This is a genomic window from Amycolatopsis sp. NPDC051061, from assembly GCF_040682935.1.
Taxonomy (GTDB): Bacteria; Actinomycetota; Actinomycetes; order Mycobacteriales; family Pseudonocardiaceae; genus Amycolatopsis.
In genome coordinates, this window is sequence record NZ_JBFBBZ010000014.1 from 158,170 (window position 1) to 181,155 (window position 22,986).

Genomic DNA, 22,986 nt, shown 5'->3' on the forward strand with positions numbered 1-22,986 from the left:
CGACTGCCGGTCACGTGGGGGGAAGCGCGAACGCCGCGCCGCCGTCGTGCCACCAGTCGCGGTAGAACTGGGCCTCCTCGACGAGGGCGAGGTAGCCGTCCGCGATCGTGGCGCAGAGTTCGGGGACCAGCGCGGCGACCGGCGAGTCCACCCGCCACGCGAGAACCAGTTCCCGGTACAGCGGTGTGCCGGCCAGCGAGAGCGTGGCCAGGCCTTCGCGCACGGTGCCGATCGGGTAGAGCAGGCAGATCCCGCGACGGGCGGCGGTGAGGGCGAAAGCCACGTGTGCCTCGCCGGTGAGGTGCGCGATGCGCTGGTCGAAGCCCGCGGACGTGCAAGCGCGGGCGATGCAGGTGTTCATCCCGCTGTCGTCGGCGTCGGGCATCACCCATTTTTCGCCGGCCAAGTCGGCCAGGCCGGCTTCCTTGCGTGCGGCGAGCGGGTGCCGCGCCGAAACCCCGATGAAGATCGGTTCGCGCAGGAGCAGCCGCTGTTCGACGCCGGCCTGCGGTGCCAAGGGAAAGCCCGGGAACTGCCGCAGCACGGCGATGTCCAGCTCGCCGGAGCTCAGGAGGGTGGCGAGGGTTCCCGTCTCGCGGATCGTGCGGCTGGTGACCTCGCGTCGCGGCAGGACCGCCGTGAGGGCGTTGACCAGCAAGCTGAACTGTTGTGCCGGAATGCCACCGACTTTCACCGGCGCACCCGACTCGTCTTGGGCGTTCACCCGCGCTGTGCGTTGCAGCACGCCGAATTGGTGCAGCAGGCGCTGGGCTTCGCGGACCAGCTCGGCTCCGGTGTGGGTGGGGAAGACGCCGCCGGTGGACCGGATGAACAGTGCGCCACCGACGAAGGTTTCGATGCGCTTCAGCTGGGTGGTCACCGCGGGTTGGCTCAGGTGCAGTCGTGCGGCCGCCCGGCGGAGGCTGCCGGATTCGGCGATCGCCACCACGAGCTCCAGGTGCCGGATTTCCAACCGCATGCCGGAAAGGTTATCGCCGGATGCAATCGGGTGGAACCTGCTGAAGTCGGTTCTGTCCCGCTAGCGTGCGATGGGTGACGATCACGTGTCCGGCGCCGCCGAGTGCGCGAGCAGCTTCGGCCGTCCTGTTCTCCGACGACGTACTGCGGAAGTTCCTCGACGCGGCCGTGGCCGAGTACGCCCACATCACCCCCGACGAGCCACGGCCGTGCTTCGGGGCCCTGCTGGGCACGGTGGTGGGTGAGACCGTGCTCGTGTCGGACGTGGCGTTCGGCCGCAACGTCCGCACGACGGACCCCGCCGCCCGGGAGGAGTTCGCGACCGCGATCGTCCCGCGATTCGGTGCGGCTTACGAGAACCCGGTCCGGGCGTGGTGGTTCGCGCCCGCCGACCTGCTCGGCATCGCGCGCGGTGCCGAAGAACGCGGACTGGACGTGCTCGGCTCCATCCACCTGCACCCGGACTGGCACCGGCTGGGGCCGGAATCCGAACGCGAGTGCCGGCTCAGCGACCGGCCGACTCCGATGGACGAATACGTGTTCCGCAGCACGGGCTGGCCGCTCAACGTCGTCTGTTACCTGGAAAAGCAGCACGGTGGTTTCTACTATTCCCTGGCCGCTTGGGATCCGGAATGTGTCGCACTGCCGTTGCGCGTGCACGCGCCGATGGAGAGGGAGAACCGGTGACCGACGAGCGGATTTCCGCCCTGTGGGAAACGATGGCCGCCGGCTGGGCCGCGGGAGACGCCGCGCGGTTCGCGTCCGTCTTCGCGGCCGACGTCGACTTCGTGAACGTCCGAGGTGAGACGCTCTTCGGCCGGAACGCCGTGGAGAAGAGTCATGCCGAGCTGTTCGCCACGGCGTACCGGGAGACGCGGTTGTCCGCCTCGGTGAACTCGATCCGCTCGGTGAGCCCGCACGTCTCGGTGGTGCTCGTGACCTCGGAGATCGCTCCGGCCGGCGTCGTCACGCACGCCCAAGCCGTGGTCCGGCACACCGGAGCGCCCGAGATCATCGCGTTCCACAACATGATCCCGAAGGGACTCACCGCATGACCCGCCCCCGGCTGCGCCACCTCGCGTTCGTCGTACAGAACGCCGAACGAATGGCGGACTTCTACGTCGAGCAGTTCGGCATGGAGCTGTTCCACACCGATCCCGACGGAAGCCGTTTCGTGACCGACGGGTACCTCAACCTGGCGTTGATCCAGCAAAAGCTCGACGGCGACGTCCCGGCGGGCTTCAACCACTTCGGCTTCGAAGTCGCCGACATCGACGGCGTGGCCGAGCGGCTGGTCGAGGCGGGGGCACCCCGCCCCGTGCTCCGCGGCGGCGACCGCCCGTTCGCCGAATACCGTGCGATCGACCCGGAGGGCAACTGGTTCGACCTCTCGGAGCACGGATTCCTGCCGCCTTCCGGTGGCTCGATCGCGTGATCTTGGCCGGCCGTAAGAACTGTCCTCAATTGACGCGCTCACGCCGGACCAGGTCGTCGCCGCCGTGGGTGTTCAGGTCACGGGTCAGCGCGAGGACCTCGCCCAGGTCGGACCGGCGTGCGCGTGGTCCAATCACGACACCGGAGGTGCGGTCGGAGTCTCCTACGCGCTGACCACCCACGTCGGGCTCAGCGACGTGTATGCCAACACCCAGCCGAAGTCGGCGCTGTGGAAGGAACTCCCGGCCGTCCAGGGCTTCCCCGTCGTCGCACACGCGGGAATCAAGGGCAGCGCGATCCCTGCCGATTTCTGCCAGGCCAGCGTCGGTCTCTCCGACAGCATCTCGATCGACGTCAGTCTCACCCTGGGCGAGAGCAAAAGGGAAACGGCGGACGCGTGCGGCCTGGTCTCTCAGATCGTCGACATGACAGTCACGACTCTGCGGGCGAAGGCGGGTTCCTGATGTTTCCCTTCGATCAGCTCGGGCACGCCGCGCATTCCTTGGTCCGCGGCGCGGAGGAAGCAGGAGCCGCGCTCGTTCGTACGGCGCAGGACGCGGCCGGCTGGGCGGACGACCTGTTTTCCGGTGACGTCGGCGTTCAGGCCATGCCGGTTCCGGTCGTCGTCGACCAGGTCATGGCCGGCAACAGCACCAGCTGGACCGAGACCGGCGCCACGTCCGGAAACGCCGCGGCCACCCATCACGAGATCGCCGCCGGGCTGGCGGCCATGCTCAGCACCCTCGAGCGCCTTGGCGACCGCGGCCCCGGTGGCGTCGGCGACCGCGACGTAGTCCCGCCGCGCCTGCACCGAGGCGGCCAGGAGGACGGCCAGCGACTCGACGGTCTTGATCAGGTAACCGGTCTGCTGACCGAGGAACGCCTGGATCATCGAGATCTGGTGCCGGAACGCGTCGGCCCCGCCCCCTTCCCAGTCCTGCACCGAATAGTCGATCTTGCGGAAGGCGTCGACGATGTCGGAGGAGGTGTCCTGGTCCAGCACCCGCCCGACCTTCTTCATGCGCTCGAACTCGTCGATGATCTTCTGAGGGTCGAGGCTGAGCACCTGGTCGGCGTCGTCCAGCAGGCCGCGCAGCAGCACGGCGCCACCGCCGTCGGGGTAAGCCTCCGGTGAACCGAGCCATTTGCCATCCGGTTGTTCATCGTCGAACAGGTCGATGAGCCCGCGCGCGGCGCGATCGGCGGCGGAGCGCACCTCGTCGTCGCTCGTCCAATCGCCCATCCCTAGACCTGCCCATCCGCCCGGCGATAGAGCGCGACGATCGCTTTCGCGGCCTCCGCGGTCGCGTCGACGACCTCGGCTCCGTGCTCCTGCCTGGCTGCGATCTCGTCGGTGAATCGGGCGTAGGACAGCTGGAAATCGTCGATCGTGTCCAATTTTCCGGGACCGGCCAATCCCTCGTGCGCGTTCAGAACGGAAAGGTGCGCGACCATGATGTCGCGCAAGGCCGGCAGGGCACTCTCACCGACACGGTGCAGCTCGTCGAGCGCTACCTTGAAGCCATTTCCCACCGTGACCTCCCAGCCCTCGCGCAGGTCATGTCAACTCACCATAGCCGTTCGGTTACGCCCCGCAAGTGATTGAAGTCTTCTGTCCAGTTCCGCGGAATTCGTCGGTCAGCACGAATTGCGCGACCCGCGCAATTTCTGTCGTACGCCCGGATGCGACCGACGGGGGTGCGCACCCGATTGCTGTAATGCCGCTCGACGTCACGTTTGTGGTGTGTTCCCGCACCTCGCCTCGGCCGGGTCCGTGAGCCGCCTTCAGTGGTGGTTGGTGTCAGGAGACCGCGGTGCCCGTCCCCTCCGGCGGACCGCACCGGGCCGCCGCGACTCCGCTCGGATTGCGATGCATCGCGACGCATTGCAGCATCCGGACCTGAAGTGCGATGGTGGCCCTTCCGACGCAGGAGGCAACCGTGACGGCTCAGCTCGGCCCATCGTGAATCCCGGCCCGGTCGAGCCGGCGCCACGCCAAGATCTTCCGGTCGTCGCCTTGGTGGCGTCAGCAGGCGGACTGCAGGCATTGCTCTCCGTGCTGCGGAACCTGCCCGCGGACCTGCCCGCTGCCGTCCTCATCGTGCTGCACCAGGCCCCGCACACCCCCAGCCGCCTCGCCGACATCCTCGACAGCCACACCCCGTTGCCCGTCCGGCAAGCCGTCGACGGTCAGCGACTGACCCCTGGGACCGTCCTGACCACGCCACCCGGGCGGCATCTGCTGATGGTGTCGCCGCACACCGTCGGCCTGATCGAGTCCGGCGACCTGCCACCGGCTCGCCCCTCGGCCGACCTGCTCCTGGCCACCATGGCCGCGACCTGTGGGCCACGGGCCCTGGCGGTCGTCCTCACCGGCCACGGCACCGACGGACAAGCCGGAGCTCGCGCGATCGCGCGCTGCGGCGGCACCGTGTTCGCCCAAGACCAGCCCAGCAGCACTCAGTTCGCCATGCCCAACGCGGCCATCAGCACCGGCCTGGTCCACGCCGTCCTCCCACTGGCCGACATCGCGGCCGCGATCCACGCCCACACCTGCCCGCGGCCCACGACGGGCTCTCGTTGACGGACCACCCCCATCCGGACGAACCGGTCAGTCACCGGCGACCCACCACACGTTTGCGTGGCAGGCCGCCGAGCACTGTCCCGTCACAGTCTGCATCAGCACAAATTTGCGTGAGCAAACCACGTCGCCCACGATCTGGCCCGGTGGTCGCAGGACCATGTCCGTGCTCTGGCGGACGCCGCCCGCGCGTACGGTATCCACCTTTCCGGCGGCTGCACCGCAGGCGGCCGGTGTCTCGCTCGACTGGGAGTTGCTGGCTCAAGGCGCGCAGGCCGTCGAGGAGCCGGCCCGTCAAGGAGCCGGACTTGCCGGCCGCTGCCACCCGCAGACTCTCCGGCAGCTGAAGTGGGCGAACGCGATGCTGAAGATCCTTTCTCCGCAGGTGCTGGCCTATCCCGCCTGAGCGAGTTCGCGATCACCGGCATCGTCGGCCCACGTCGTGAGCACCGGTTCGATCGCCGCATACACGTCGGGATCCACCGGCAGGCCGAGGTGGGTGCTGCCGACCTCGGCGTGGTCGGCGTAGGGGTCGAGGGACGATCGCCACGGGACGATCGCGTCCCGGCGGGAGAACACCGACAGCGCCGGCACGGCGGGGGACAGCGGGGCGGCGAGGCCGGCCACGTTGTCGTCGCGGCAGCGGCCGGTGAGGCAGTCCGCGGTCAGCAGCCCGGGCAGCCCGACGGCGGAGAGGCGGGCGAGCAGGCGGGCCGCGCCGAGGACGGCCGGGTGGGCGCCGAGCGGGTCCACCACCGGTGAGCCCAGCATGATCAGTCCGCGCACGAGGTCCGGGCGGCGGGCGGCGGCCAGGCGGGCCAGTCCGCCGCCGCGGCTGTGCCCGAGCAGCACGACGCGGCCGCCGGTGTCGCGGACGTGCTCGACGAGCTGCGCCTCGAGCCGGTCGACCAGCTCGCCGGTGCAGCCGATGTCGAAACCGATGTCGGCGCCTCGCGGTTTGAATCCGCGGGCCCGCAGCCATCGGCGGGTCAGCGTGAGGCTCGGGGAGCCGGCGAAGAAGCCCGGAACGAGCAGTACTCCGAGGCCGTCACCGCGATTTCCGCGGCCGGTGCGCCACACCGGATGACGAAGCAGTCGTGGCAGATCGCGCAGGGATGTGTAAGCGTTTTCGCGAGCGAGCAGCCGCACGGTGCCCGCGGTGGCGGAGAGCACGGACGAGCTTGACGGGAACATGGCCCTCCTTGGGTGATCGAGGGCCGGATACCGCGGGGCGGTCCGGACAAACGTGGCGCCGCTGTGGCGAAGGCGACGGTGCGACGTCGATCGGCGCCCGCCGGGCCGGCCCGGAACCGACCGCCGTCACAGCGGCAGGAACTCACCCCGCTGCAGGAGGTGGACCCGGGTGGCCGGCTCGCGGACCCGGACCTCCTCGACGAAGTTCGACACCGGGGAGTGGAACAGGCCGTAATCGTCGAAGTGGACCGGCACGGCGCGCGTCGGCTCCAGGAGGTTGAGCAGGTCGACGCCGCCTCGGTGATCGAGGGTGACCAGGACGCCGAACGCGCGTGTGCCGCCCAGGTGCACGACCGCGAGGTCGAGGTCGGGGAAGTGGTCCCGGATCGTGCGGAGTTCTTCGTGGATGACCGTGTCGCCGCTGAGGTAGATCCGCAGCGGAGTGGCGTCGGGGCCCGCGTGGTATTCGACGACGCTGCCCATCACCGGCGGGAGGACGCGCTGCATCAGCCCGGGGGCGTGCCGCGCGGGCACGGACGTGATCGTCACCCGGGCTTCGCCGTCGGTGAAGGTCTCGCTCAGCCAGGTCGCGAGCGGCAGCGGGGCGTGGAAGCCGCGGCGGAGCAGCCGGGTCGCCGCGTGCTCGGTGGTCAGGATCGGGACGTCGCGGGGCAGCTCACGCGAGGCGATCCGGTCGAAGTGGTCGCCGTGCAGGTGGGAGAGCACCACCGCGGTCAGCGGCGGCAGTTCGGCCGGCTGCAGCGCGGGTTCGGTGCGCCGCCGGGAGAACAGGCCTTGCCCGAAGTAGGACCACTGCCCGCGGTGGAGGAAGTTCGGGTCGGTCAGCAGGGTGAACGGGCCCAGCCGGAGCACCGTCGTCGCGGTCCCGACGAACATCAGGGAGTTGCCGCCAGGAGGTTCGAACATCGGTGGTCCTTTCGCGGGAGGCCGGATCGGGTCTGACTCGCACGAGGCACTTCAGCCGGATTGAGGTACCGCTTCGCATACGGCCAAGCGTCGGCGCAGTTCCCCGGCGAAATCCGGATTCGTTCGCACGAGGATGTCGAGCTGGGCTTCGGACGTGCCGGCCGGGCCGCCGCGGCAGCAGTACCGGACCCGGTACCGGGAGCCGCCGACCGGACGTACCTGCCAGACCGTGCACGCCGAGTTCGAGGACATGCCTCGCACTACCCCGCACACCTCCGGACAAACGGCAGGTCGCTCGGCCGATCGATGTGTGTTCGCGGCGGAAGCGGGAAGCCAGCCGGGACCCTGCCCGAATCGAATCGAGGAACCGGCATGAAGTGGCCGATCGGAGCACTCGCCGTCGCGGGAATCGCGGTGAGCACTGCCGCGGCGCGGCGGAAATCCGCGGACCAGCCGAACCGCTGGCTCGGCGTTACCGTCAACCTGCCACCCGACCAGGTCGAAAGCGACCCACGACTGCGGGATGCCTTCGCCGCTCTCGCCGAGGAGGCCGAGACGCGCGTGCGTCCGGCGCCCGGCGGCCGCGGGACGGAGCTTGCGGCCAGACCGCTGGAGCCGGCCCCGACCGGCTTGAGCGGCGCCGCGAAACGGCTGGCCGGCCGCGATCCGCGCCAACCCGTGCGCAGCGCGCTGCGGGACATCAAGTCGGTGCTGGAGACGGGCGAAGTGATCCGTCCGGACGCGCCGACCACCGGGCACTCCACGCCGGGCGGTGCGCTCGTCCGCCTGGCCACCCGGCGCGCCGGCGGGGAGGGACGGCTGTGAAGGCACTGTGCTGGGAGGGCGTGAACGAGCTTTCGGTCGAGCAGGTCCCCGACCCGGAGATCCGCAACGAGCAGGACGTGATCCTCAAGGTCACCGCGACCACTACGTGCGGCTCGGACCTGCACCTCATCGGCGGGTACATCCCGGCCATGGAGGCCGGGGACGTGCTCGGCCACGAGTTCCTCGGCGAGGTCGTCGAGGTCGGCTCGGCGGTGCGCAAGCACAAGGTGGGCGACCGCGTGGTCGTCTGCTCGTTCATCGGCTGCGGCCGGTGCTGGTACTGCACGCACGATCTGTGGGCGTTGTGCGACAACAGCAACACCAACCCCGGCATCGGCTCGGCGCTGTTCGGCTACGAGCCCGGTGGCATCTTCGGCTACTCCCACGCGATGGGCGGTTTCCGGGGCAGCCACGCCGAATACGTCCGCGTCCCCTTCGCCGACTACGGCGCGTTCCCCGTGCCCGAAGGCCTCGACGACGACAGCGCGCTGTTCGCGTCCGACTCGGTGCCGACCGGCTGGATGGGCGCCGACCTCGGCGGCGTGCAGCCCGGCGACACCGTGGCCGTGTGGGGTTGCGGCGCGGTCGGGCAGATGGCGGCCAAGGCCGCGATGCTGCTCGGCGCCGAGCGGGTGTTCTCCATCGACCGCTACCCCTACCGGCTGCGGGCGACCGAGCAGCACATCGGCTCGGAGACGATCGACTACTCGAGCACCGACGTCGGCGCCGAACTGCGTGAACGCACCGGTGGCCGTGGCCCGGACGTGTGCATCGAAGCCGTCGGAATGGAAGCCCACAGCGCCGGCGCGCACCACCTGTACGACCAGGTCAAGCAGCAGCTTCGCCTGGAGACCGACCGGCCGGACGCGGTCCGGGAAGCCATCTACTCGTGCCGTAAGGGCGGCACGGTGTTCGTCCTCGGCGTGTTCGCCGGCGTCGTCGACAAGTTCCCGCTCGGCGCGATCATCAACAAGGGCCTCACGATCCGCGGCTCGCAGCAGCACGGCCAGCGCTACGTCCCGATGCTGCTCGACCGGATGACTCGCGGTGAGCTGCCCACGGCCCACCTGGCCACGCACCGCCTGCCGCTGGAAGACGGTCCGCGCGCGTACGACCTGTTCAAGCACAAGAAGGACGACTGCCTGCGCGCCGTCCTGCACCCCTGAACCCCCAGGAAAGGAAAGAAAGTCATGTCAGCAACGAGTCCCACCCGCACCCGGACGCCGGTACAGGTGACCGCCATGGCCGTCTCCGTCGTCTTCCTGCTCGTCGGCGTGCTCGGTTTCGTCCCGGGCGTCACCACGGACTACGACCAGCTGAGCTTCGCCGGCCACGACTCGATGGCCATGCTGCTCGGCGTGTTCATGGTTTCGGTGCTGCACAACATCGTGCACCTGCTGTTCGGGATCGTCGGCCTCGCCTCGGCGCGCACCGCACGAGGTGCGCGGACGTTCCTCATCGGTGGTGGCGTCGTCTACCTCGTGCTCTGGCTCTACGGGCTGCTCATCGACCACGACAGTGACGCCAACTTCGTGCCGGTGAACACCGCGGACAACTGGCTGCACCTGGGTCTGGGCGTCGGCATGATCGCGCTCGGCCTGCTCACCGCCCGCGCCGGAGCGCGTTCGCGTGCGGCCCGCGGCCCGGGTCTCGGCTAGCCACCACGCATCGCGTGGTCACCAGGGACGTCGGCGGTCGCTCTCCACAGCCCGCCGACGTCCCGAGCGCGGTCAGGCCGGTTTCCGCGGTGCTTTCGGTCTTCTCCGACGAGTCAACCGCCGCGCTGGACGACGGCTGTGGTGAGCGTCGCCGCGATCAGCTCGAGCTCGTCGTCGGTGGGGTCCTCCCCATCCACCCTCGCCCGCAGGTCGGCGCGGGTGATGACGTCGCTCGCACCGGCGGTTCCGCCGTCGGCCGGCTCGATCTCCATGCGGCCGGCGGTCAGCACGAGTACCGGGTCCGGCAGCGAAGACCCGAGCAGGCGGCGCAGGTCGTCGATGGTCACCTTCAGCATGTCGTCCTCCTGTTTTGTCGGTCGAGGTGCAGGCAGGCGGCGAGGTTGCCGGCGACACAGCCGGCGAACAGCCACGGCAGGTCCACGAAGATCCCGGCGGCCACCAGCGCCACGGTGGTGGCGTCCAGGCCGGCGCGCAGCAGGCGCCCGGTGGTGCCGGACCTGCCGTCGAGACCGCGTTCGATCCCGCGCAGCTGACGGCGTTCCCGGGGCGTGAGCCGGACGGACTCGGGCAGGTCGGTCATGGCGTCACCGTCCCCGCGGATCCTGGCTCTCGCCTTGGTCGTCGGGTTGGAGGGCGCCCGCGGCCACCTCCGCGGGCGATGCCTTGCCTGCCGGGTGTCCCTTGGTGAGGTGCGCTTCGGCGCGCATCCGTTCGATCATGTGGGGGTAGTGCAGTTCGAACGCGGGTCGTTCGGAGCGGATCCGGGGCAGTTCCAGGAAGTTGTGCCGTGGCGGCGGGCTGGTGGTGGCCCATTCGAGGGAGTTGCCGAAACCCCAGGGGTCGTCGGCGTTGATGGGTTCGCCGTAGCGGTAGCTCTTGACGACGTTCCAGATGAACGGCAGCACCGAGAGCCCGAGCAGGAACGCGCCGATCGTCGACACCGAATGCATCCAGGTGAAGTTGTCGCTGGAGAGGTAGTCGGCGTAGCGGCGCGGCATGCCGGCGTCGCCGAGCCAGTGCTGGATGAGGAACGTGGTGTGGAAGCCGAGGAACGTGGTCCAGAAGTGCCACTTGGCCAAGCGCTCGTCGAGCATCCGGCCGGTGATCTTGGGGAACCAGAAGTAGATCCCCGCGAAGGTCGCGAACACGATCGTGCCGAACAGCACGTAGTGGAAGTGCGCGACGACGAAGTAGCTGTCGTGGACGTGGAAGTCCAGCGGGGGTGAGGCGAGGATGATGCCGGTCAGGCCGCCGAGCAGGAACGTCACCAGGAACCCGATCGACCACAGCATCGGGGACTCGAACGTGATCGAGCCTTTCCACATGGTGCCGATCCAGTTGAAGAACTTGATCCCGGTCGGCACGGCGATGAGGAAGGTCATGAAGGAGAAGAAGGGCAGCAGCACGGCGCCGGTGGCGAACATGTGGTGCGCCCACACCGCCACGGACAGCGCGGTGATCGCGATCGTCGCGAACACCATCGTTTTGTAGCCGAAGAGGGGTTTCCGGCTGAACACGGGGATGATTTCGGTGACGATCCCGAAGTAGGGCAGCGCGACGACGTAGACCTCGGGGTGCCCGAAGAACCAGAACAGGTGCTGCCACAGGATGGCGCCGCCGTTTTCGGGATCGAAGACGTGCGCGCCGAGGTGCCGGTCGGCGAGGAGCCCGAACAGTGCCGCGGTCAGGATCGGGAACGCGAGCAGGATCAGCACGGAGGTGAACAGGATGTTCCAGGTGAAGATCGGCATGCGCCACATGAGCATCCCGGGACAGCGCAGGCACACCACGGTCGTGATCATGTTGACCGCGCCGAGGATGGTGCCGAGGCCGGTGACGATCAGCCCGGTGATCCACAGGTCTCCGCCGACGCCGGGGGAGTGGATGGCGTTGGACAGCGGGGTGTAGGCGGTCCAGCCGAAGTCGGGTGGGCCGCCCGGGGTCAGGTAGCCGGAGAGGACGATCAGGCCGCCGAAGAGGTAGAGCCAGTAGGAGAAGGCGTTGAGGCGGGGGAAGGCGACGTCCGGGGAGCCGATCTGGAGGGGCAGGACGAAGTTGGCGAAGCCGAACAGGTTGGGGGTGGCGTAGAGCAGCAGCATGATCGTGCCGTGCATGGTGAACAGCTGGTTGTACTGCTCGGGGGAGAGGAACTGCAGGCCTGGCCGGGCGAGTTCGCCGCGCATGAGCAGTGCGGTCAGGCCACCGATGAGGAAGAAACCGAACGACGTCGAGAGGTACAGCACGCCGATCGTCTTGTGGTCGGTGGTGCGGAGTGTTTTCAGGATCACCGAGCCGCGTGGGGCGCGCCACGCCGGGCGGTGCGGGATCGGCTGGGGACGCGCCACTGTGTCGGTCATCGAACATGCACCTCGCCGAGGCCGCCGGAACAGGTCGGCGCCCGCATACCCGGGTCGACGCCGGATACACCGGACAGCTTCGGTCTCGCTTCCGCGCGAGCCGCGCCGCTGCGCGGGCGGAAGTCATGCTCGCTTTCGATTGCGCGTCGGGCGTGTGGATCAAGTGCCGGAATAATTGTCCACAGTGAGTACCTGGGCCAGGCCCGATGCGTCACCGTTTCGGGCGGCGTTGCCGCTGTCGTTTCAATCGGATGCCCGTCGTTTCGACGTTCCCTGCTCTAGGCCGTCTGGGTGACATGAGCGAATGGGGGCGTGTCGTGGGAGCCGTCGGGTAGCCGCCGCGCGATCGATGCCCACCAGGAGTGCCGCCTCATGCCGAATCGGATCGTCATCAGCCCCAACGCCAAACCCATTCCCTGCGACCAGTGCGGCTGGGAGACGCTGTACGTCGCGAGAGTGATTTCCCACGACGGGAACGTGCTCGGACGGACGATCGTCTGCACCGCTTGCCGTCCACAGCCTCATGCCCACCGCGCCCGGCGTGCCGCCTGAGGAGCGAGTCGACGGCCGGATCACGGTCCGGACTTCGAACCGTTCGTCGGTCACGAACCGGACGAGCAGGCGGACGCCTTCCGCGGCCCGGCGCGGGATTGCCGCCGGTTAGCGGGACATCGGCCGGGTACCCGAGCCGGAGGGATTCTCCGGGACCGGTTCGGAAGTGATGTCGCATGGGCACTGAGCAACCGCTTTTGGACGAACTCGCGGGGGTTTTCGCGCGGATGTCCGGTCTGTTGCTGTCGGGGGAGACCGCCGGGTCCGTGCTGCGGCTGGTGACGACCCTCGCGCAGGAGACGATTCCGGGCAGCGCCGGGTCCGGGCTGAGCATCCTGGACCCGGCTGGGAAGCGGACGACGACCGCGGCCACCGGTGATCTGGTCGAGCGAGCGGACCGGATCCAATACGAGAACGGCGCGGGTCCGTGCCTGACGGCGTGGGCGGACCGGACGACCGTACGGGTGGACGACCTGAACCAGGACCGGCGTTGGCCGGACTGGTCGCGCCGGGCATACGCACTCGGTCTGCGAGCGTCGTTGAGTGCGCCCTTGGTGGCGGGCGACAGCGCTCTGGGAGCGATGAAGGTCTACGCGAGCCGGACCGGCGCCTACGGTTCGCGAGAGGAGTCGCTGCTGCGGATGTTCGCGACGCAAGCCGCTGTGCTCGTCGCGAACGTCAAATCGTTCGAGGACGCGCGCCGGGTCAGTTCCCGGCTGCAAGCGTCACTGCGCGGACGCGACCTCGTGAATGTCGCGAAAGGGATCGTGATGGCCCGCGACCACGTCGACGAGCACACCGCCTTCCTGCATTTGGCGAACACGGCGCGGCAACGCCGCAAAGAGTTGCTCGAGACCGCCGAGGACTTGGCCAAGGCGACCCGTCGGCCTCGGCGGTGACATGGACGACAACGGTGCCCGGCAGCAGCAAGCGGCTTTCGCGTCCGCCTTCGCGCGTGCCGAACTGACACCCGAAGAGCTGTGGTTGCGGTACTTCGCGCTGGGCGGCAGCTACGGATTGCTGGAGGTCGAGGGCTACCTGCACGGACTGCTCGATCTTCCGGGGTTCGACCGGGACGTCGTGGCACACGCGGTGAACGAACGGCTGGACGAGCTGGCGTGGCACCGGCGCGCCTCCTACACCCGGACCTTGCGGGATTCGGTGCCGCTAGGTGCGCCACTCGCGGCGTTGACCTCCCTGCTGGAGGGTGCGGAACTCGCGCCTCCCGAACGGTTGCCCGCTTTGGTGGCGGCTGCCGGGAAGGAGCTGGGCATCCGGCTTACCGTCTACGTCGTCGATTACGAGCAGCGTCACCTGCGGCTGGTACCGCCCGCGGCCACTTCATTCGAAGCGACCAGCCTGGACCTGGAGACGACCTTGGCCGGCCGGGCGTTCCGCCGGCTGGAGATCCTGCCCGCCGAGAGCGATCCACCGCGGTTGTGGGTGCCGCTGCTGGACGGCGCGGAGCGGGTGGGCGTGCTGGCTGCCGACGTCGCCACCCACGACGACCTGTACGACCCCGGGCTGCGGACCCAGTGCCGCTGGCTGGCCATGCTGATCGGCCACCTCGTGGTGCTGATGGCGAGGTACGGCGACAGCGTCGATGTCGTTCGCCACCAGCGCGCCCGGACGGTCTCCGGCGAGCTGGTCTGGTCGATCCTGCCGCCGCTGACCGCGGGCGTCGACGGATTCGTCGTCAGCGGCGCTGTAGAGCCGCGCCACGCGGTGGCCGGCGACGCCTTCGACTACGCGTTGTCGGAGGACACCGCCCGGCTGCTGATCCTCGACGCGGTCGGCCACGACCTGCGCAGCGGCCTCATCGCGGCCACCGTGGTCGCCGCGTACCGGGCGGCCCGGCACGCCGGCGCCGGCCTTTACGAGCAGGCCCGGCTCATCGACGAGGTGGTCGAAGGGACCTTCGGCGATGCCGCCTACGCCACCGCGGTGCTGGCCGAGGTCGACCTGCGGAGCGGCTGGCTGAGGTACGTCAACGCGGGCCATCCGCCACCGTGGATCATGCGGGCCGGCCGCGTGGTCAAGCCACTGCCGGGTGGGCGGCGGCTGCCGCTCGGATTGGGGCAGAGCCGTGAGTTCCGCCTGGGCGAAGAGCGGTTGCAGCCCGAAGACTGGCTGGTGCTCCACACCGACGGGGTCACCGAAGCCCGGGACTCCGGGGGTGAGTTCTTCGGTGACGACAGGCTCGCTGACTTCTTGGAACGGGAGGCCGCGGCCGGCTACCCGCCTCCGGAGACGGTCCGCAGGCTCGTCAAGGCGGTGTCGGCGCACCAGAACGGCCGGTTCCAGGATGATGCCACCGTCCTGCTCGCTCGGTGGACGGATTCTTCGCAGATCTTGCCTTGACGAGAGGACGGTTGCCGGTGACCGCCCCCGGCCGTCAGCGCCCGTGGTGATGTCCCGGGTGTTCCGGAGCACGCCCAGACGACCTTCCCGCTGCCCCACGATCTGCGGCAACCCCGAGCCTGGGCGACCTGGGCGGGACTTCAGTCCTCGTTCCAAGCGGCTCGCGCGTGGCTTACGAACTCGGCGCGGGTGCCCGCGGCGATCGCGTCGATCCGGGTGCGGTAGCAGTCCAGCACCGCGTCCGAGCCGATGGTGTGGAGGAACTCGCACACGGCCCGCCGTTGACCGATGACGACGCGCAGGCGAGTGTCGCCGACAGCATCGTGTGCGGTGTGAATCGCCCGAACCCCGGCGACGGAGAGGAACGACAGCCCCGACAGGTCCAGGACCAGCACCTCCGGCCGGGGTTCGGCCGCCAGCACCTGGATGGTGGCGCGCGTCAGTTTCGGAGTGGTGACCATGTCGAGTTCGCCGTACAGCGCGATGACGACGACACCGGGCTTGCCGAGCGTCCGGATCACTTCGAGACGTTCCGATCGGGAGGAACCCACGTGTACCCCCTCCGCGCCACCGTCGCGGCTAAATACCCAGCACGCGTGAGCGGCAAACGCCGGCCGACCGGCGTTCGGCCTGGTGAACGGCAACATCTGTACGTCGCGATGACCCGTACACCGCGCGGTCGTCGATCCCCACGATCGGGAAAAGCCCCGATAGTGGGTCACCGATTGCGTCCCGTCGCCGATCAGTTTTAAGGTGGTTGACCTGGCGGTTCAGCCCGGAGCCGTGTCCGCGCACGTGGGTCGCACGGGGGGAGACTGGTGCCGGTGTCGATGTTTTCAGGCGAATACTCGCCCCCGGGTGGCCTCCGGGTCATCCGTGCCAACCGGAATCCGCCTGTTCTGGCGTTGAGCGGCGAACTCGACCTGGCGACCGTGCAACGACCGGTCGACGCGGTCGTGGCGGTGTTGACCCAGCCGGCGCCCGAGGTGCTCGTCCTGGACCTGACCGGACTGGCTTTCCTCGGCGCGGCCGGGATCCGGACGCTGCTGGCGACCCAGGACCACGCGTCCGCTCGTGGGGTCGGCCTGCGGATCGTGACCGGCGGGAACCCGGTCGTCGAGCGCTACTTGAGCGTGGCCGGGGTGCGACCGGTGTTCGATGTCTACCCGGACGTGCCTTCGGCGCTCGCGGTCGTGGACAAGGGAAGCTTCCTCGACGTGGCCGAAGGGGCCTGGACCGAGAATTCCTGAATCCGCTTCGCGGTCTCAACCGCTCGCGTCCCAAGCGGCTCGCGCGCGGCACGTCAGCGCGGCGGCGACAACAGCGCGCGGTCCCGGTTTCGTGACTGTCTCGGGCATGGCAACCCCCTTGTTCGCCCGAGTCTGGGGCACCACGACGGCCGAACAGGCGGAAGTCGTCCTGAAACCGGGGTGAAACCAGGGTCGCGCACCCTCGTCGCAGGTCGTGGTCATCGAGACCACGACAGGCGAGAGGAGCACCGTGACCACCCCCGCGATAGCGGCCACCGGGCTGCGCAAGTCCTTCGGCGGGCAAGCCGTGCTCGGCGGCATCGACCTGGCCGTCGCCGAAGGCACGATCTTCGCCCTGCTCGGGCCCAACGGCGCGGGCAAGACCACCGCCGTGCGGATCCTGTCCACGCTCATCCACGCCGACGGCGGGCAGGCGTCGGTCGCCGGGCACGACCTGGCCACCGACCCGGACGGGGTCCGCGCGGCGATCGGCGTCACCGGCCAGTTCTCCGCGGTCGACAACCTGCTGACCGGCCGGGAGAACCTGCTGCTGATGGCCGACCTGCACCACATCGGACGCGCCGAGGGCCGGCGGAAGTCGGCTGAGCTGCTGGAGCGGTTCGACCTCGGCGAATCCGCCGGGAAGCTCGTCTCCGCCTACTCCGGCGGGATGCGACGGCGGCTCGACCTGGCGATGACGCTCGTCGGCACGCCGCGGATCCTGTTCCTCGACGAGCCGACCACCGGTCTCGACCCGCGCAGCCGGCACACGATGTGGCGGATCATCCGCGACCTCGTCGCCGGTGGTGTCACCGTCTTCCTGACCACGCAGTACCTGGACGAGGCCGACGAGCTGGCCGGCCGGGTCGCCGTGCTCGACCACGGCCGCGTGGTCGCCGAAGGCACGCCCGACGAGCTCAAGCGCCGCGTCCCCGGCGGGCACGTCCGGCTGCAGTTCGCCGCCGCCGAAGACCTCGACGCCGCGGCACGCGCCCTCGGCGACGGCACCAGGGACGACTCCGCGCTGACCCTGCAGGTGCCCGGCGACGGCGGGATCCGGTCGCTGCGCGCCCTGCTCGACCGGCTGGACGGTGCGGCGGTCGAGGTCGGCAGCCTGTCGGTGCATACGCCGGACCTCGACGACGTCTTCTTCGCCCTCACGACCACCAAGGAATCCGTCCGATGAGCACCTTGTCCTTCGCCGCGCGCGACTCGGCGACCATGCTGCGCCGCAACCTCACGCACCTGCGCCGCTATCCCGGCATGATGATCATGTCCCTGGGCATGCCGGTGCTGCTCCTGCTGCTGTTCGTCAGCGTGTTCGGCGGCGCGATGCAGGTGGGGGTCGGAGGTGGGGCCTACATCGATTACGTGGTGTCCGGGATTCTGCTGATGACCGTGGGCTACGGCGCGTCGATGACGGCGCTCGCGGTCAACCGGGACATGACCGAGGGGGTCATCTCCCGGTTCCGGACGATGGCGATCGCCCGGGTTTCGGTACTGACCGGGCACGTCCTGGGCGCGCTGCTCCGCACGGTCGTCAGCGCCGTCCTGGTCGTCGCGGTGGCCTTCCTGTTCGGGTTCCGGCCCGCCGCGGGGCCGGGCGGCTGGTTCGCGGCGCTGGGGATGGTCGTCCTGCTGGCGCTCGCGCTGACCTGGCCGGCCGTCGCGGTCGGGTTGCTGGCGAAGAACGCCGAGGGCGCGAACCTGTTCATCCTGGTCGTGCAGGTGCTGCCGTTCGTGAGCAGCGCGTTCGTCCGGCCGGATTCGATGTCGGGAGCGGTGCGGTGGTTCGCCCGCAACGAACCGTTCACGCCGGTGATCGACACCGTGCGCGGGCTGATGCTGGGCACCCCGGTCGGCGGCAGCGCCTGGGTCGCCGTCGCCTGGTGTGGCGGGTTCGCGGTCGCCGGCTACCTCTGGTCGCGGGCCCTGTTCAGGCGGGATCCCGTGCGCTGAGCCGTTCGCGCGCTCGCAGGAGCGTCCGGGCGACCTCGAGCAATCCCACGCGGTCGAGTCCGGCGTAGGCCGCAACGGCTGCGGCGTAGGCCGGGCCGTCGGCCTGCTCGGCGTCCGTCCGGGCGCGGGCGCCGGACATCGTCGGCTGGAACCCGCGGGCGAACCGGAGCCGTTCCGCGAGCGCGCTCATCCGCACCGCGAACACCGTCCTCTCGGGATCACCGATGACGAGGTCTGCGGTCGCCAGCGCCAGCAGAAGCGCGCCGTAGACGGAAAGACCGGCCTGCTGAGCCGATTCGGCGGCCACTGTGGCGGGCAGGCTCGCGACGAGGTCGTCGATCAGGTCGAGCCGCCCGTGGCGGGCGTGGGCGATCACCGTGACGGCCTGGATCTCCCACGCCCAGGCTGCCGAGCCGGGCGCCGCGTCGCCGGCTCGGCGCTCCCGCAGCCGTTCGGCGGCGTGGCGCCACAGGCGCAGCCCGGCCTCGACGTCGCCGCGGGCGAGCCGGATCTCCGCGCGGACGCCGACGTCGACCATCGACGTCCCGTCCTGGTCGCCGTCCCCGCTGAGCATCGCCTGGTCCAGCCAGTGTTCCGCCTCGTCGGTGGCGCCGAGCAGCAGGTTGGCGAACACCAGCGCGCCGCGGACGCGGGCCGCGCCGGACCACGTCCCGAGCTCGTCCAGCACCGACAGCGCGGCGGTCAGCGCCCGCCGGGCCTCTTCACCCTGTTCCAGCTGCAGGCACAGTTCCCCGACCCGGGCGTGCGCGACGGCCAGCATCCACGGCGACCGGAGGTCCTCGAACGCCGCCACCATGCGCCGCGCGGCGACGAGCGCGCCCGGCAGGTCTTCGCTCTCGAGCAGGTAGCCGGCGACGCCGTTGGCCATCCCGGCGAGCACCGCGTCGCCGCTACCGCACAACTCGAACAGGCGGACGGGATCGGCCCCGGTCACCGCGCGCAGGACGACCTCGGCGGCGCCGGCCAAGGTGCCCGGCGGCGCCGGGGGCAGGCGCCGCAACGTCGCCAGCGCGCGCAGCGGACTCGGGCCCTGCAACAGGAAACTGTTCACCGCACACAGCACCGACGCGGTGCGGGTCGCTTCGACCAACGGCGGTTCCGGGTGGAAGTGCGAAAGCGTCCAGGCGGTGTCAGCGGCCAGCGATGCCATGCGGGTGAAGCTCGATTCGCAGGTCCACAGCCCGGCCAGCGCCGCGCACGTCGCAGCCACCGTCGCACCGTCCGGACGATCCAGGCCGAGCCGCAGAGCCAGGACGAGGTTGTCCTGTTCGGCGCGCACTCGCGCCATGGCCGTGGTGAGCCCGTCCCCGAAGAGCGCGTCGCTGTGCTGGACGCCGAAGTCGCGGGCCCAGGCCAGGAACCGGTCGGTGACCGATTCGGTCTCCCCGGCTTCTTCGCGGCGCCGGGTGCTGAACTCCCGCACGGTTTCGAGCATCCGGAAGCGCGTTCCGGTGTTCGTGTCCTGCACCTTGAGCAGCGAGTGGCCGGCAAGGTGCTCGAGCACGTCCAGGACGTCGTCGCCGAGCAGCCGTCGGGCCGCGTCCGCGGTGAAGCCGCCGGGGAAAACCGACAAGGCGCGCAGCGCGGTCTGGCCCCGGGGTTCGAGCAGGGCCCAGCTCCAGTCGATGACCGCGTGCAGGGTGTGGTGCCGCGCCGGCGTGTCCCGGGGCCCACCGCGCAGCAGCGCGAACCGGTCGTCGAGGTGGTGGGCGATCTCGGTGACGGACATGACGCGGACCCGGGCCGCCGCGAGCTCGACGGCCAGCGGCAGGCCGTCGAGGTGGGCGCACAGGTCGAGGATGACGCCCTCGGGCAGTTCGACGTCCGGCCGGGCCGCCCGCGCGCGGGCGCGGAACAGCTCGGCGGCGGTCTCCGGGCTCAGCTCGGGCAGCGGGTACACCGACTCCGACGACAGTCCCAGCGGCGCGCGGCTGGTGGTCAGCACCCGCAGCTCGGCGGTCGTCGCCACAAGCGCGCGGACCAGTTCCGCGACGCCGTCGACGACGTGCTCGCAGTTGTCCAGCACGAGCAGCCCGGGGCCGGGTTCGAAGGCCTTGGCGATCCCGTGCAGGACGCTGTCGCGGCCGGCGCTTTCGCGGAGCGTCTCGCCGGAGCCGACCGCCGAGGCGACCTCGGCGAGGACGTCGTCATCGCCGGAAACCCCGGCGAGTGAGACGAAGTGGACGATCCGCTGCTCCGCCCGGCGGCTGACGGTGTGGGCGAGCCGGGTCTTCCCGAGCCCGCCGGCGCCGACGATCGACGTCACCCGGGACGTGCGCACCAGCCCGGTCACCGCGGCGAGGTCCGCGTCCCGGCCGAGCAGCGGGTTCGGTTCCTGCGCGACGCCGTGTCGCGCCGGCGGTGTTTCGCCTTGCAGCAGCCGCTGGTATGCCTCCTGCAGCGCCGGACCGGGGTCCGTGCCGAGGTCGTCGCGCAAGGCTCGCCGGTAGGCCTCGTAGCGGGCGAGTGCGGCGGAGGGTCCGGTGGTCTCCGCTTCGCTGCGGAGCAGCTCGATCAGCAGTTCCTCGTCGTGCGGTCGATCGGCGGCCAGTTCGAGCAGGGTGTCGAGCGCCTCGGCCGCCCGGCCCAGCCGCGAGTGGCAGAGAGCCTGAGCGCGCACCAGCCACCGGCAGGTCGACGCGCGCGCCGCCCGCAGCGCGGCCAGCGGGTCGTCGCCTCCGGTCTCCACAAGCGCGTTCCCCAGCGCGAGGCCCCCTTCGGCATGGGCGAGTGCGGCTTCGTGGTCGCCGGCGCGGGAGAGCCGGGCGCACGCGGTGGCGCTGAGCAGCAGGGCGGAGGCGTCCACCTGGTCCTCGGCCAGCGCGAGCCGGTAACCGGCCGGGGTCGCTTCGATGACTCCGGGACCAAGCTGGGCCCGAGCGCGGGAAACCAGGATCTGCAACGCCTTGGCCGGGTGCTCCGGTTGCCGGTCGGACCAGATTCCTTCGATCAAGCGAGCGGTGCCGCAGCCGGTGCGCAGGTCGTCGGCGAGCAGGGCCAGCAGCCCACCGAGGCGGGGGCTGGTGATCTCCCGGCCCCGGTGGGCGACCCGCGGCAGCAGGACCAGCTCGATCGTCACCGGCCCAGGCTAGCCCGGGACCCGGAACCGCATCCGGCACACGACGGCGTCGGAACGCCGCCGCGGCGCCCGGGCGCGTCCGGCCGGGGCGGACTACGCACGACCGGGCCACGCCGACGCCGAACTGGTTGCCGACGTCGCCGATCGGGTGGTTCGCGTAGGCTGAGCGCGGCGCGCCGGGAAGTCTGGTCGGCATCCGGAATCCGGATCGGGAGGACCAGCTGTGCGCGGAGTGGAAACCGTCTTGTTCCTGGTGGTCGTGGCGACCGTCGTGGCCACGTTCGCGCGGCGGCTGCGCATTCCCGCGCCGTCGCTGCTGGTCGTCGTCGGCGTGGTCGTCGGGCTGCTGCCCGGTGTCCCGGCGGTCCAGGTGACCCCGGACGTGATCAGCCTGGTCGTCCTTCCCCCGTTGTTGTTCGCCGCGGGGGAGGAGCTGCCGTGGCGGGACCTGCGCGCGGTCGTCCGCCCGGTCGCGGTGCTGTCGGTCGGGCTGGTGCTGCTGTCGGCGGCCGCGGTGGTCGGGATCGCGGTGGCGGTGACGCCGCTGCCGGTGGGCATGGCGTTCGTGCTCGGCGCGGTGCTGGCGAGCACCGACCCGGTCGCGGTGACGGCCCTGGCGCGGCGGTTGGCGTTGCCGTCGCGGGTGCAGGCGCTGATTCAGGCCGAGAGCCTGTTCAACGACGCGACCAGCCTGTTGCTGTTCCGGGTGGCGCTGTTCCTCGCGGTCGCCGGCGGAGCCGCGTCGTGGGGCCGGACGGTGGCCGAGTTCGCGGTGCTCGCCGGGGGCGGTGTCGCGGTCGGGGTGCTGACGGCGATCGGGGCGTTCCTCATCCGCCGGCGTACCGAGGATCCGGTGCTGGAGACCGTGATCTCCCTCGTGACGCCGTACGCGGGATACGTGGTGGCGGAGTCGATCGGCGGCTCGGGCGTGACCGCGGTCGTCGTGGCGAGCGTGATCCTGGGGACCCAGGCCGAGCGGTTGACGACGGCGCGGATCCGGCTGCAGGTCGGCGCGGTCTCCCAGACCGTGGTGTTCCTGCTGGAGAGCGTCGTGTTCGGCCTGATCGGGTTGCAGCTGCCCGAACTGGTGCGCCGGGTCGCCGGCGGCGGTCCGTGGTGGCTGCTGCAAGCCCTGGCGATCGCGGCGACACTGGTGCTGGCGCGGCTGGCGCTGGTGTTCGTGCTGTCCGCGCTGCGCCAGCGCCGGCAAGACGGCCGGATCTCCTGGCAGGTGCCCGCGGTGGTGTCCTGGGCCGGTGCGCGCGGGGTGGTGCCGCTGCCCGTGGTCACCCTGGACGGTTCGGCGCTGCCCGGGCGCGACTTGGTGCTGCTGCTGACAACGGCGGTGATCGTGCTGACTCTCGTGGTCCAGGGCTTCACGCTCGCCCCGCTGGTGCGGCGGGCGGGCATCGCGCTCGACCCGGCCGACCTCAAGACCGAGTACGCCGACGCACGACGCAAGCTCGCCGAAGCCGGGCTGTCCCATTTGGACCACCTCGTCGAGACCGAGTCCGCGCCGGCGTTCGTCGTCGACCAGCTGCGGGCGGGCTGGCAGGCCCGCCTCGACCGCGTCCGGGCCGACACCGAGGAGCGCGGCACGGACCTGGTCCGCGGGATCGACTACCGGGCCCTGCGACAGGAGCTGATCGACATCGAGGCGGCCGAGCTGGCCCGGTTGTTCGAGGCGGGCGAGATCACCGACGGCACGCGCCGGCGCATCCAGCGGCTCCTCGACCTGGAACACGCCGGGCTCGAGGACTGAGCGCCCAGCGCGGCAAACGCGCGGCCG

General features: G+C 70.5%; 25 protein-coding genes. 15 read left to right on the forward strand and 10 right to left on the reverse strand.

Annotated features, from left to right (window positions below; translation table 11 throughout):
* Positions 1–10 precede the first annotated feature (10 nt).
* Complete coding sequence (locus AB0N03_RS20945) at positions 11–979, reverse strand: LysR family transcriptional regulator (protein ID WP_364374017.1); 969 nt, start codon at positions 977–979, stop codon at positions 11–13.
* A 74-nt stretch (positions 980–1,053) separates the two neighbouring features.
* Here AB0N03_RS20945 and AB0N03_RS20950 point away from each other — a divergent pair, with 74 nt between their 5' ends.
* From AB0N03_RS20950 to AB0N03_RS20965, 4 genes are all read left to right on the forward strand, one after another.
* Positions 1,054–1,665 carry a hypothetical protein gene (locus tag AB0N03_RS20950; protein WP_364374020.1) on the forward strand — a complete coding sequence of 204 codons (612 nt, stop codon included), beginning with the start codon at positions 1,054–1,056 and terminating at the stop codon, positions 1,663–1,665.
* Positions 1,662–2,033, forward strand: coding sequence for an SgcJ/EcaC family oxidoreductase (locus AB0N03_RS20955; protein WP_364374022.1), 372 nt, complete (start codon positions 1,662–1,664; stop codon positions 2,031–2,033). Before AB0N03_RS20950 ends, AB0N03_RS20955 begins: the two co-directional genes overlap by 4 nt.
* Positions 2,030–2,413, forward strand: a complete 384-nt coding sequence (locus AB0N03_RS20960) for a VOC family protein (protein ID WP_364374025.1) — start codon at positions 2,030–2,032, stop codon at positions 2,411–2,413. Before AB0N03_RS20955 ends, AB0N03_RS20960 begins: the two co-directional genes overlap by 4 nt.
* A gap of 64 nt (positions 2,414–2,477) precedes the next feature.
* Positions 2,478–2,876 carry a DUF3558 family protein gene (locus AB0N03_RS20965; protein WP_364374028.1) on the forward strand — a complete coding sequence of 133 codons (399 nt, stop codon included), beginning with the start codon at positions 2,478–2,480 and terminating at the stop codon, positions 2,874–2,876.
* On the opposite strand, the gene AB0N03_RS20970 is transcribed toward AB0N03_RS20965, so the two are convergent.
* The gene (locus AB0N03_RS20970; RefSeq protein ID WP_364374031.1) at positions 2,825–3,655 is read right to left on the reverse strand and encodes a hypothetical protein; all 831 of its coding nucleotides are present in this window, start codon (positions 3,653–3,655) and stop codon (positions 2,825–2,827) included. The two genes, AB0N03_RS20965 and AB0N03_RS20970, sit on opposite strands and share 52 nt — an antisense overlap.
* A 2-nt stretch (positions 3,656–3,657) precedes the next feature.
* The gene (locus tag AB0N03_RS20975) at positions 3,658–3,945 is read right to left on the reverse strand and encodes a hypothetical protein (protein WP_364374034.1); all 288 of its coding nucleotides are present in this window, start codon (positions 3,943–3,945) and stop codon (positions 3,658–3,660) included.
* Between the two features lie 487 nt (positions 3,946–4,432).
* Between AB0N03_RS20975 and AB0N03_RS20980 the strand changes: the two genes are divergently transcribed.
* Both AB0N03_RS20980 and AB0N03_RS20985 read left to right on the forward strand, forming a co-directional pair.
* On the forward strand, positions 4,433–4,996 hold the full coding sequence (locus AB0N03_RS20980) for a chemotaxis protein CheB (RefSeq protein WP_364374208.1): 564 nt from the start codon (positions 4,433–4,435) through the stop codon (positions 4,994–4,996).
* 157 nt (positions 4,997–5,153) lie between these two features.
* The gene (locus AB0N03_RS20985) at positions 5,154–5,399 is read left to right on the forward strand and encodes a hypothetical protein (RefSeq protein ID WP_364374037.1); all 246 of its coding nucleotides are present in this window, start codon (positions 5,154–5,156) and stop codon (positions 5,397–5,399) included.
* Here AB0N03_RS20985 and AB0N03_RS20990 read toward each other — a convergent pair.
* Both AB0N03_RS20990 and AB0N03_RS20995 read right to left on the reverse strand, forming a co-directional pair.
* On the reverse strand, positions 5,387–6,187 hold the full coding sequence (locus AB0N03_RS20990) for an alpha/beta fold hydrolase (RefSeq protein ID WP_364374040.1): 801 nt from the start codon (positions 6,185–6,187) through the stop codon (positions 5,387–5,389). The two genes, AB0N03_RS20985 and AB0N03_RS20990, sit on opposite strands and share 13 nt — an antisense overlap.
* A gap of 126 nt (positions 6,188–6,313) precedes the next feature.
* Positions 6,314–7,114: an MBL fold metallo-hydrolase gene (locus AB0N03_RS20995; RefSeq protein ID WP_364374042.1), complete on the reverse strand. Its 801-nt coding sequence runs from the start codon at positions 7,112–7,114 to the stop codon at positions 6,314–6,316.
* A gap of 372 nt (positions 7,115–7,486) precedes the next feature.
* Here AB0N03_RS20995 and AB0N03_RS21000 point away from each other — a divergent pair, with 372 nt between their 5' ends.
* From AB0N03_RS21000 to AB0N03_RS21010, 3 genes are all read left to right on the forward strand, one after another.
* Positions 7,487–7,939 carry a hypothetical protein gene (locus AB0N03_RS21000; protein ID WP_364374045.1) on the forward strand — a complete coding sequence of 151 codons (453 nt, stop codon included), beginning with the start codon at positions 7,487–7,489 and terminating at the stop codon, positions 7,937–7,939.
* Entirely contained in the window at positions 7,936–9,105 is a 1,170-nt protein-coding gene (locus tag AB0N03_RS21005) for a zinc-dependent alcohol dehydrogenase (RefSeq protein WP_364374048.1), read from the forward strand. The genes AB0N03_RS21000 and AB0N03_RS21005 overlap by 4 nt, the downstream gene beginning before the upstream one ends.
* 75 nt (positions 9,106–9,180) lie before the next feature.
* On the forward strand, positions 9,181–9,597 hold the full coding sequence (locus tag AB0N03_RS21010; RefSeq protein ID WP_364374051.1) for a DUF4383 domain-containing protein: 417 nt from the start codon (positions 9,181–9,183) through the stop codon (positions 9,595–9,597).
* Between the two features lie 113 nt (positions 9,598–9,710).
* On the opposite strand, the gene AB0N03_RS21015 is transcribed toward AB0N03_RS21010, so the two are convergent.
* From AB0N03_RS21015 to ctaD, 3 genes are read right to left on the reverse strand one after another with little or no spacing between them, the layout of a single operon-like run.
* A complete protein-coding gene (locus tag AB0N03_RS21015) occupies positions 9,711–9,953 on the reverse strand; it encodes a hypothetical protein (RefSeq protein ID WP_364374054.1) in 243 nt (80 codons plus the stop codon).
* On the reverse strand, positions 9,947–10,198 hold the full coding sequence (locus AB0N03_RS21020) for a hypothetical protein (RefSeq protein ID WP_364374057.1): 252 nt from the start codon (positions 10,196–10,198) through the stop codon (positions 9,947–9,949). Before AB0N03_RS21020 ends, AB0N03_RS21015 begins: the two co-directional genes overlap by 7 nt.
* A 4-nt stretch (positions 10,199–10,202) precedes the next feature.
* Positions 10,203–11,975, reverse strand: a complete 1,773-nt coding sequence (gene ctaD / locus AB0N03_RS21025) for a cytochrome c oxidase subunit I (RefSeq protein ID WP_364374060.1) — start codon at positions 11,973–11,975, stop codon at positions 10,203–10,205.
* A 728-nt stretch (positions 11,976–12,703) separates the two neighbouring features.
* On the opposite strand from ctaD, the gene AB0N03_RS21030 reads away from it, so the two are divergent.
* Both AB0N03_RS21030 and AB0N03_RS21035 read left to right on the forward strand, forming a co-directional pair.
* Positions 12,704–13,426: a GAF and ANTAR domain-containing protein gene (locus AB0N03_RS21030; RefSeq protein ID WP_364374062.1), complete on the forward strand. Its 723-nt coding sequence runs from the start codon at positions 12,704–12,706 to the stop codon at positions 13,424–13,426.
* 1 nt (position 13,427) lies between these two features.
* Entirely contained in the window at positions 13,428–14,888 is a 1,461-nt protein-coding gene (locus AB0N03_RS21035; RefSeq protein ID WP_364374064.1) for a PP2C family protein-serine/threonine phosphatase, read from the forward strand.
* 140 nt (positions 14,889–15,028) lie between these two features.
* Here AB0N03_RS21035 and AB0N03_RS21040 read toward each other — a convergent pair whose 3' ends face one another.
* Complete coding sequence (locus AB0N03_RS21040; protein ID WP_364374067.1) at positions 15,029–15,439, reverse strand: STAS domain-containing protein; 411 nt, start codon at positions 15,437–15,439, stop codon at positions 15,029–15,031.
* A 279-nt stretch (positions 15,440–15,718) separates the two neighbouring features.
* Between AB0N03_RS21040 and AB0N03_RS21045 the strand changes: the two genes are divergently transcribed.
* The 3 genes from AB0N03_RS21045 (at position 15,719) to AB0N03_RS21055 (ending at position 18,097) form a co-directional block, all read left to right on the forward strand.
* Positions 15,719–16,138: an STAS domain-containing protein gene (locus AB0N03_RS21045; protein WP_364374211.1), complete on the forward strand. Its 420-nt coding sequence runs from the start codon at positions 15,719–15,721 to the stop codon at positions 16,136–16,138.
* A 250-nt stretch (positions 16,139–16,388) separates the two neighbouring features.
* Positions 16,389–17,324, forward strand: coding sequence for an ATP-binding cassette domain-containing protein (locus AB0N03_RS21050; protein WP_364374070.1), 936 nt, complete (start codon positions 16,389–16,391; stop codon positions 17,322–17,324).
* The gene (locus tag AB0N03_RS21055; protein WP_364374073.1) at positions 17,321–18,097 is read left to right on the forward strand and encodes an ABC transporter permease; all 777 of its coding nucleotides are present in this window, start codon (positions 17,321–17,323) and stop codon (positions 18,095–18,097) included. The genes AB0N03_RS21050 and AB0N03_RS21055 overlap by 4 nt, the downstream gene beginning before the upstream one ends.
* Here AB0N03_RS21055 and AB0N03_RS21060 read toward each other — a convergent pair.
* Positions 18,075–21,197: a BTAD domain-containing putative transcriptional regulator gene (locus AB0N03_RS21060; protein ID WP_364374076.1), complete on the reverse strand. Its 3,123-nt coding sequence runs from the start codon at positions 21,195–21,197 to the stop codon at positions 18,075–18,077. The genes AB0N03_RS21055 and AB0N03_RS21060 overlap by 23 nt on opposite strands.
* Positions 21,198–21,420: 223 nt before the next feature.
* Between AB0N03_RS21060 and AB0N03_RS21065 the strand changes: the two genes are divergently transcribed.
* Positions 21,421–22,959, forward strand: a complete 1,539-nt coding sequence (locus AB0N03_RS21065) for a Na+/H+ antiporter (protein WP_364374079.1) — start codon at positions 21,421–21,423, stop codon at positions 22,957–22,959.
* Positions 22,960–22,986: the final 27 nt, after the last annotated feature.

Bases quoted from the DNA above. Each gene is read 5' to 3' on its own strand.
- AB0N03_RS20990 (WP_364374040.1), bottom strand. From the start codon at position 6,187: ATGTTCCCGTCAAGCTCGTCCGTGCTCTCCGCCACCGCGGGCACCGTG.
- AB0N03_RS20960 (WP_364374025.1), top strand. From the start codon at position 2,030: ATGACCCGCCCCCGGCTGCGCCACCTCGCGTTCGTCGTACAGAACGCC.
- AB0N03_RS20995 (WP_364374042.1), bottom strand. From the start codon at position 7,114: ATGTTCGAACCTCCTGGCGGCAACTCCCTGATGTTCGTCGGGACCGCG.
- AB0N03_RS21030 (WP_364374062.1), top strand. From the start codon at position 12,704: ATGGGCACTGAGCAACCGCTTTTGGACGAACTCGCGGGGGTTTTCGCG.
- AB0N03_RS21020 (WP_364374057.1), bottom strand. From the start codon at position 10,198: ATGACCGACCTGCCCGAGTCCGTCCGGCTCACGCCCCGGGAACGCCGT.
- AB0N03_RS21045 (WP_364374211.1), top strand. From the start codon at position 15,719: ATGTTTTCAGGCGAATACTCGCCCCCGGGTGGCCTCCGGGTCATCCGT.
- ctaD (WP_364374060.1), bottom strand. From the start codon at position 11,975: ATGACCGACACAGTGGCGCGTCCCCAGCCGATCCCGCACCGCCCGGCG.
- AB0N03_RS21000 (WP_364374045.1), top strand. From the start codon at position 7,487: ATGAAGTGGCCGATCGGAGCACTCGCCGTCGCGGGAATCGCGGTGAGC.
- AB0N03_RS20985 (WP_364374037.1), top strand. From the start codon at position 5,154: ATGTCCGTGCTCTGGCGGACGCCGCCCGCGCGTACGGTATCCACCTTT.
- AB0N03_RS21055 (WP_364374073.1), top strand. From the start codon at position 17,321: ATGAGCACCTTGTCCTTCGCCGCGCGCGACTCGGCGACCATGCTGCGC.
- AB0N03_RS20970 (WP_364374031.1), bottom strand. From the start codon at position 3,655: ATGGGCGATTGGACGAGCGACGACGAGGTGCGCTCCGCCGCCGATCGC.
- AB0N03_RS21010 (WP_364374051.1), top strand. From the start codon at position 9,181: ATGGCCGTCTCCGTCGTCTTCCTGCTCGTCGGCGTGCTCGGTTTCGTC.
- AB0N03_RS20945 (WP_364374017.1), bottom strand. From the start codon at position 979: ATGCGGTTGGAAATCCGGCACCTGGAGCTCGTGGTGGCGATCGCCGAA.
- AB0N03_RS21015 (WP_364374054.1), bottom strand. From the start codon at position 9,953: ATGCTGAAGGTGACCATCGACGACCTGCGCCGCCTGCTCGGGTCTTCG.
- AB0N03_RS21035 (WP_364374064.1), top strand. From the start codon at position 13,428: ATGGACGACAACGGTGCCCGGCAGCAGCAAGCGGCTTTCGCGTCCGCC.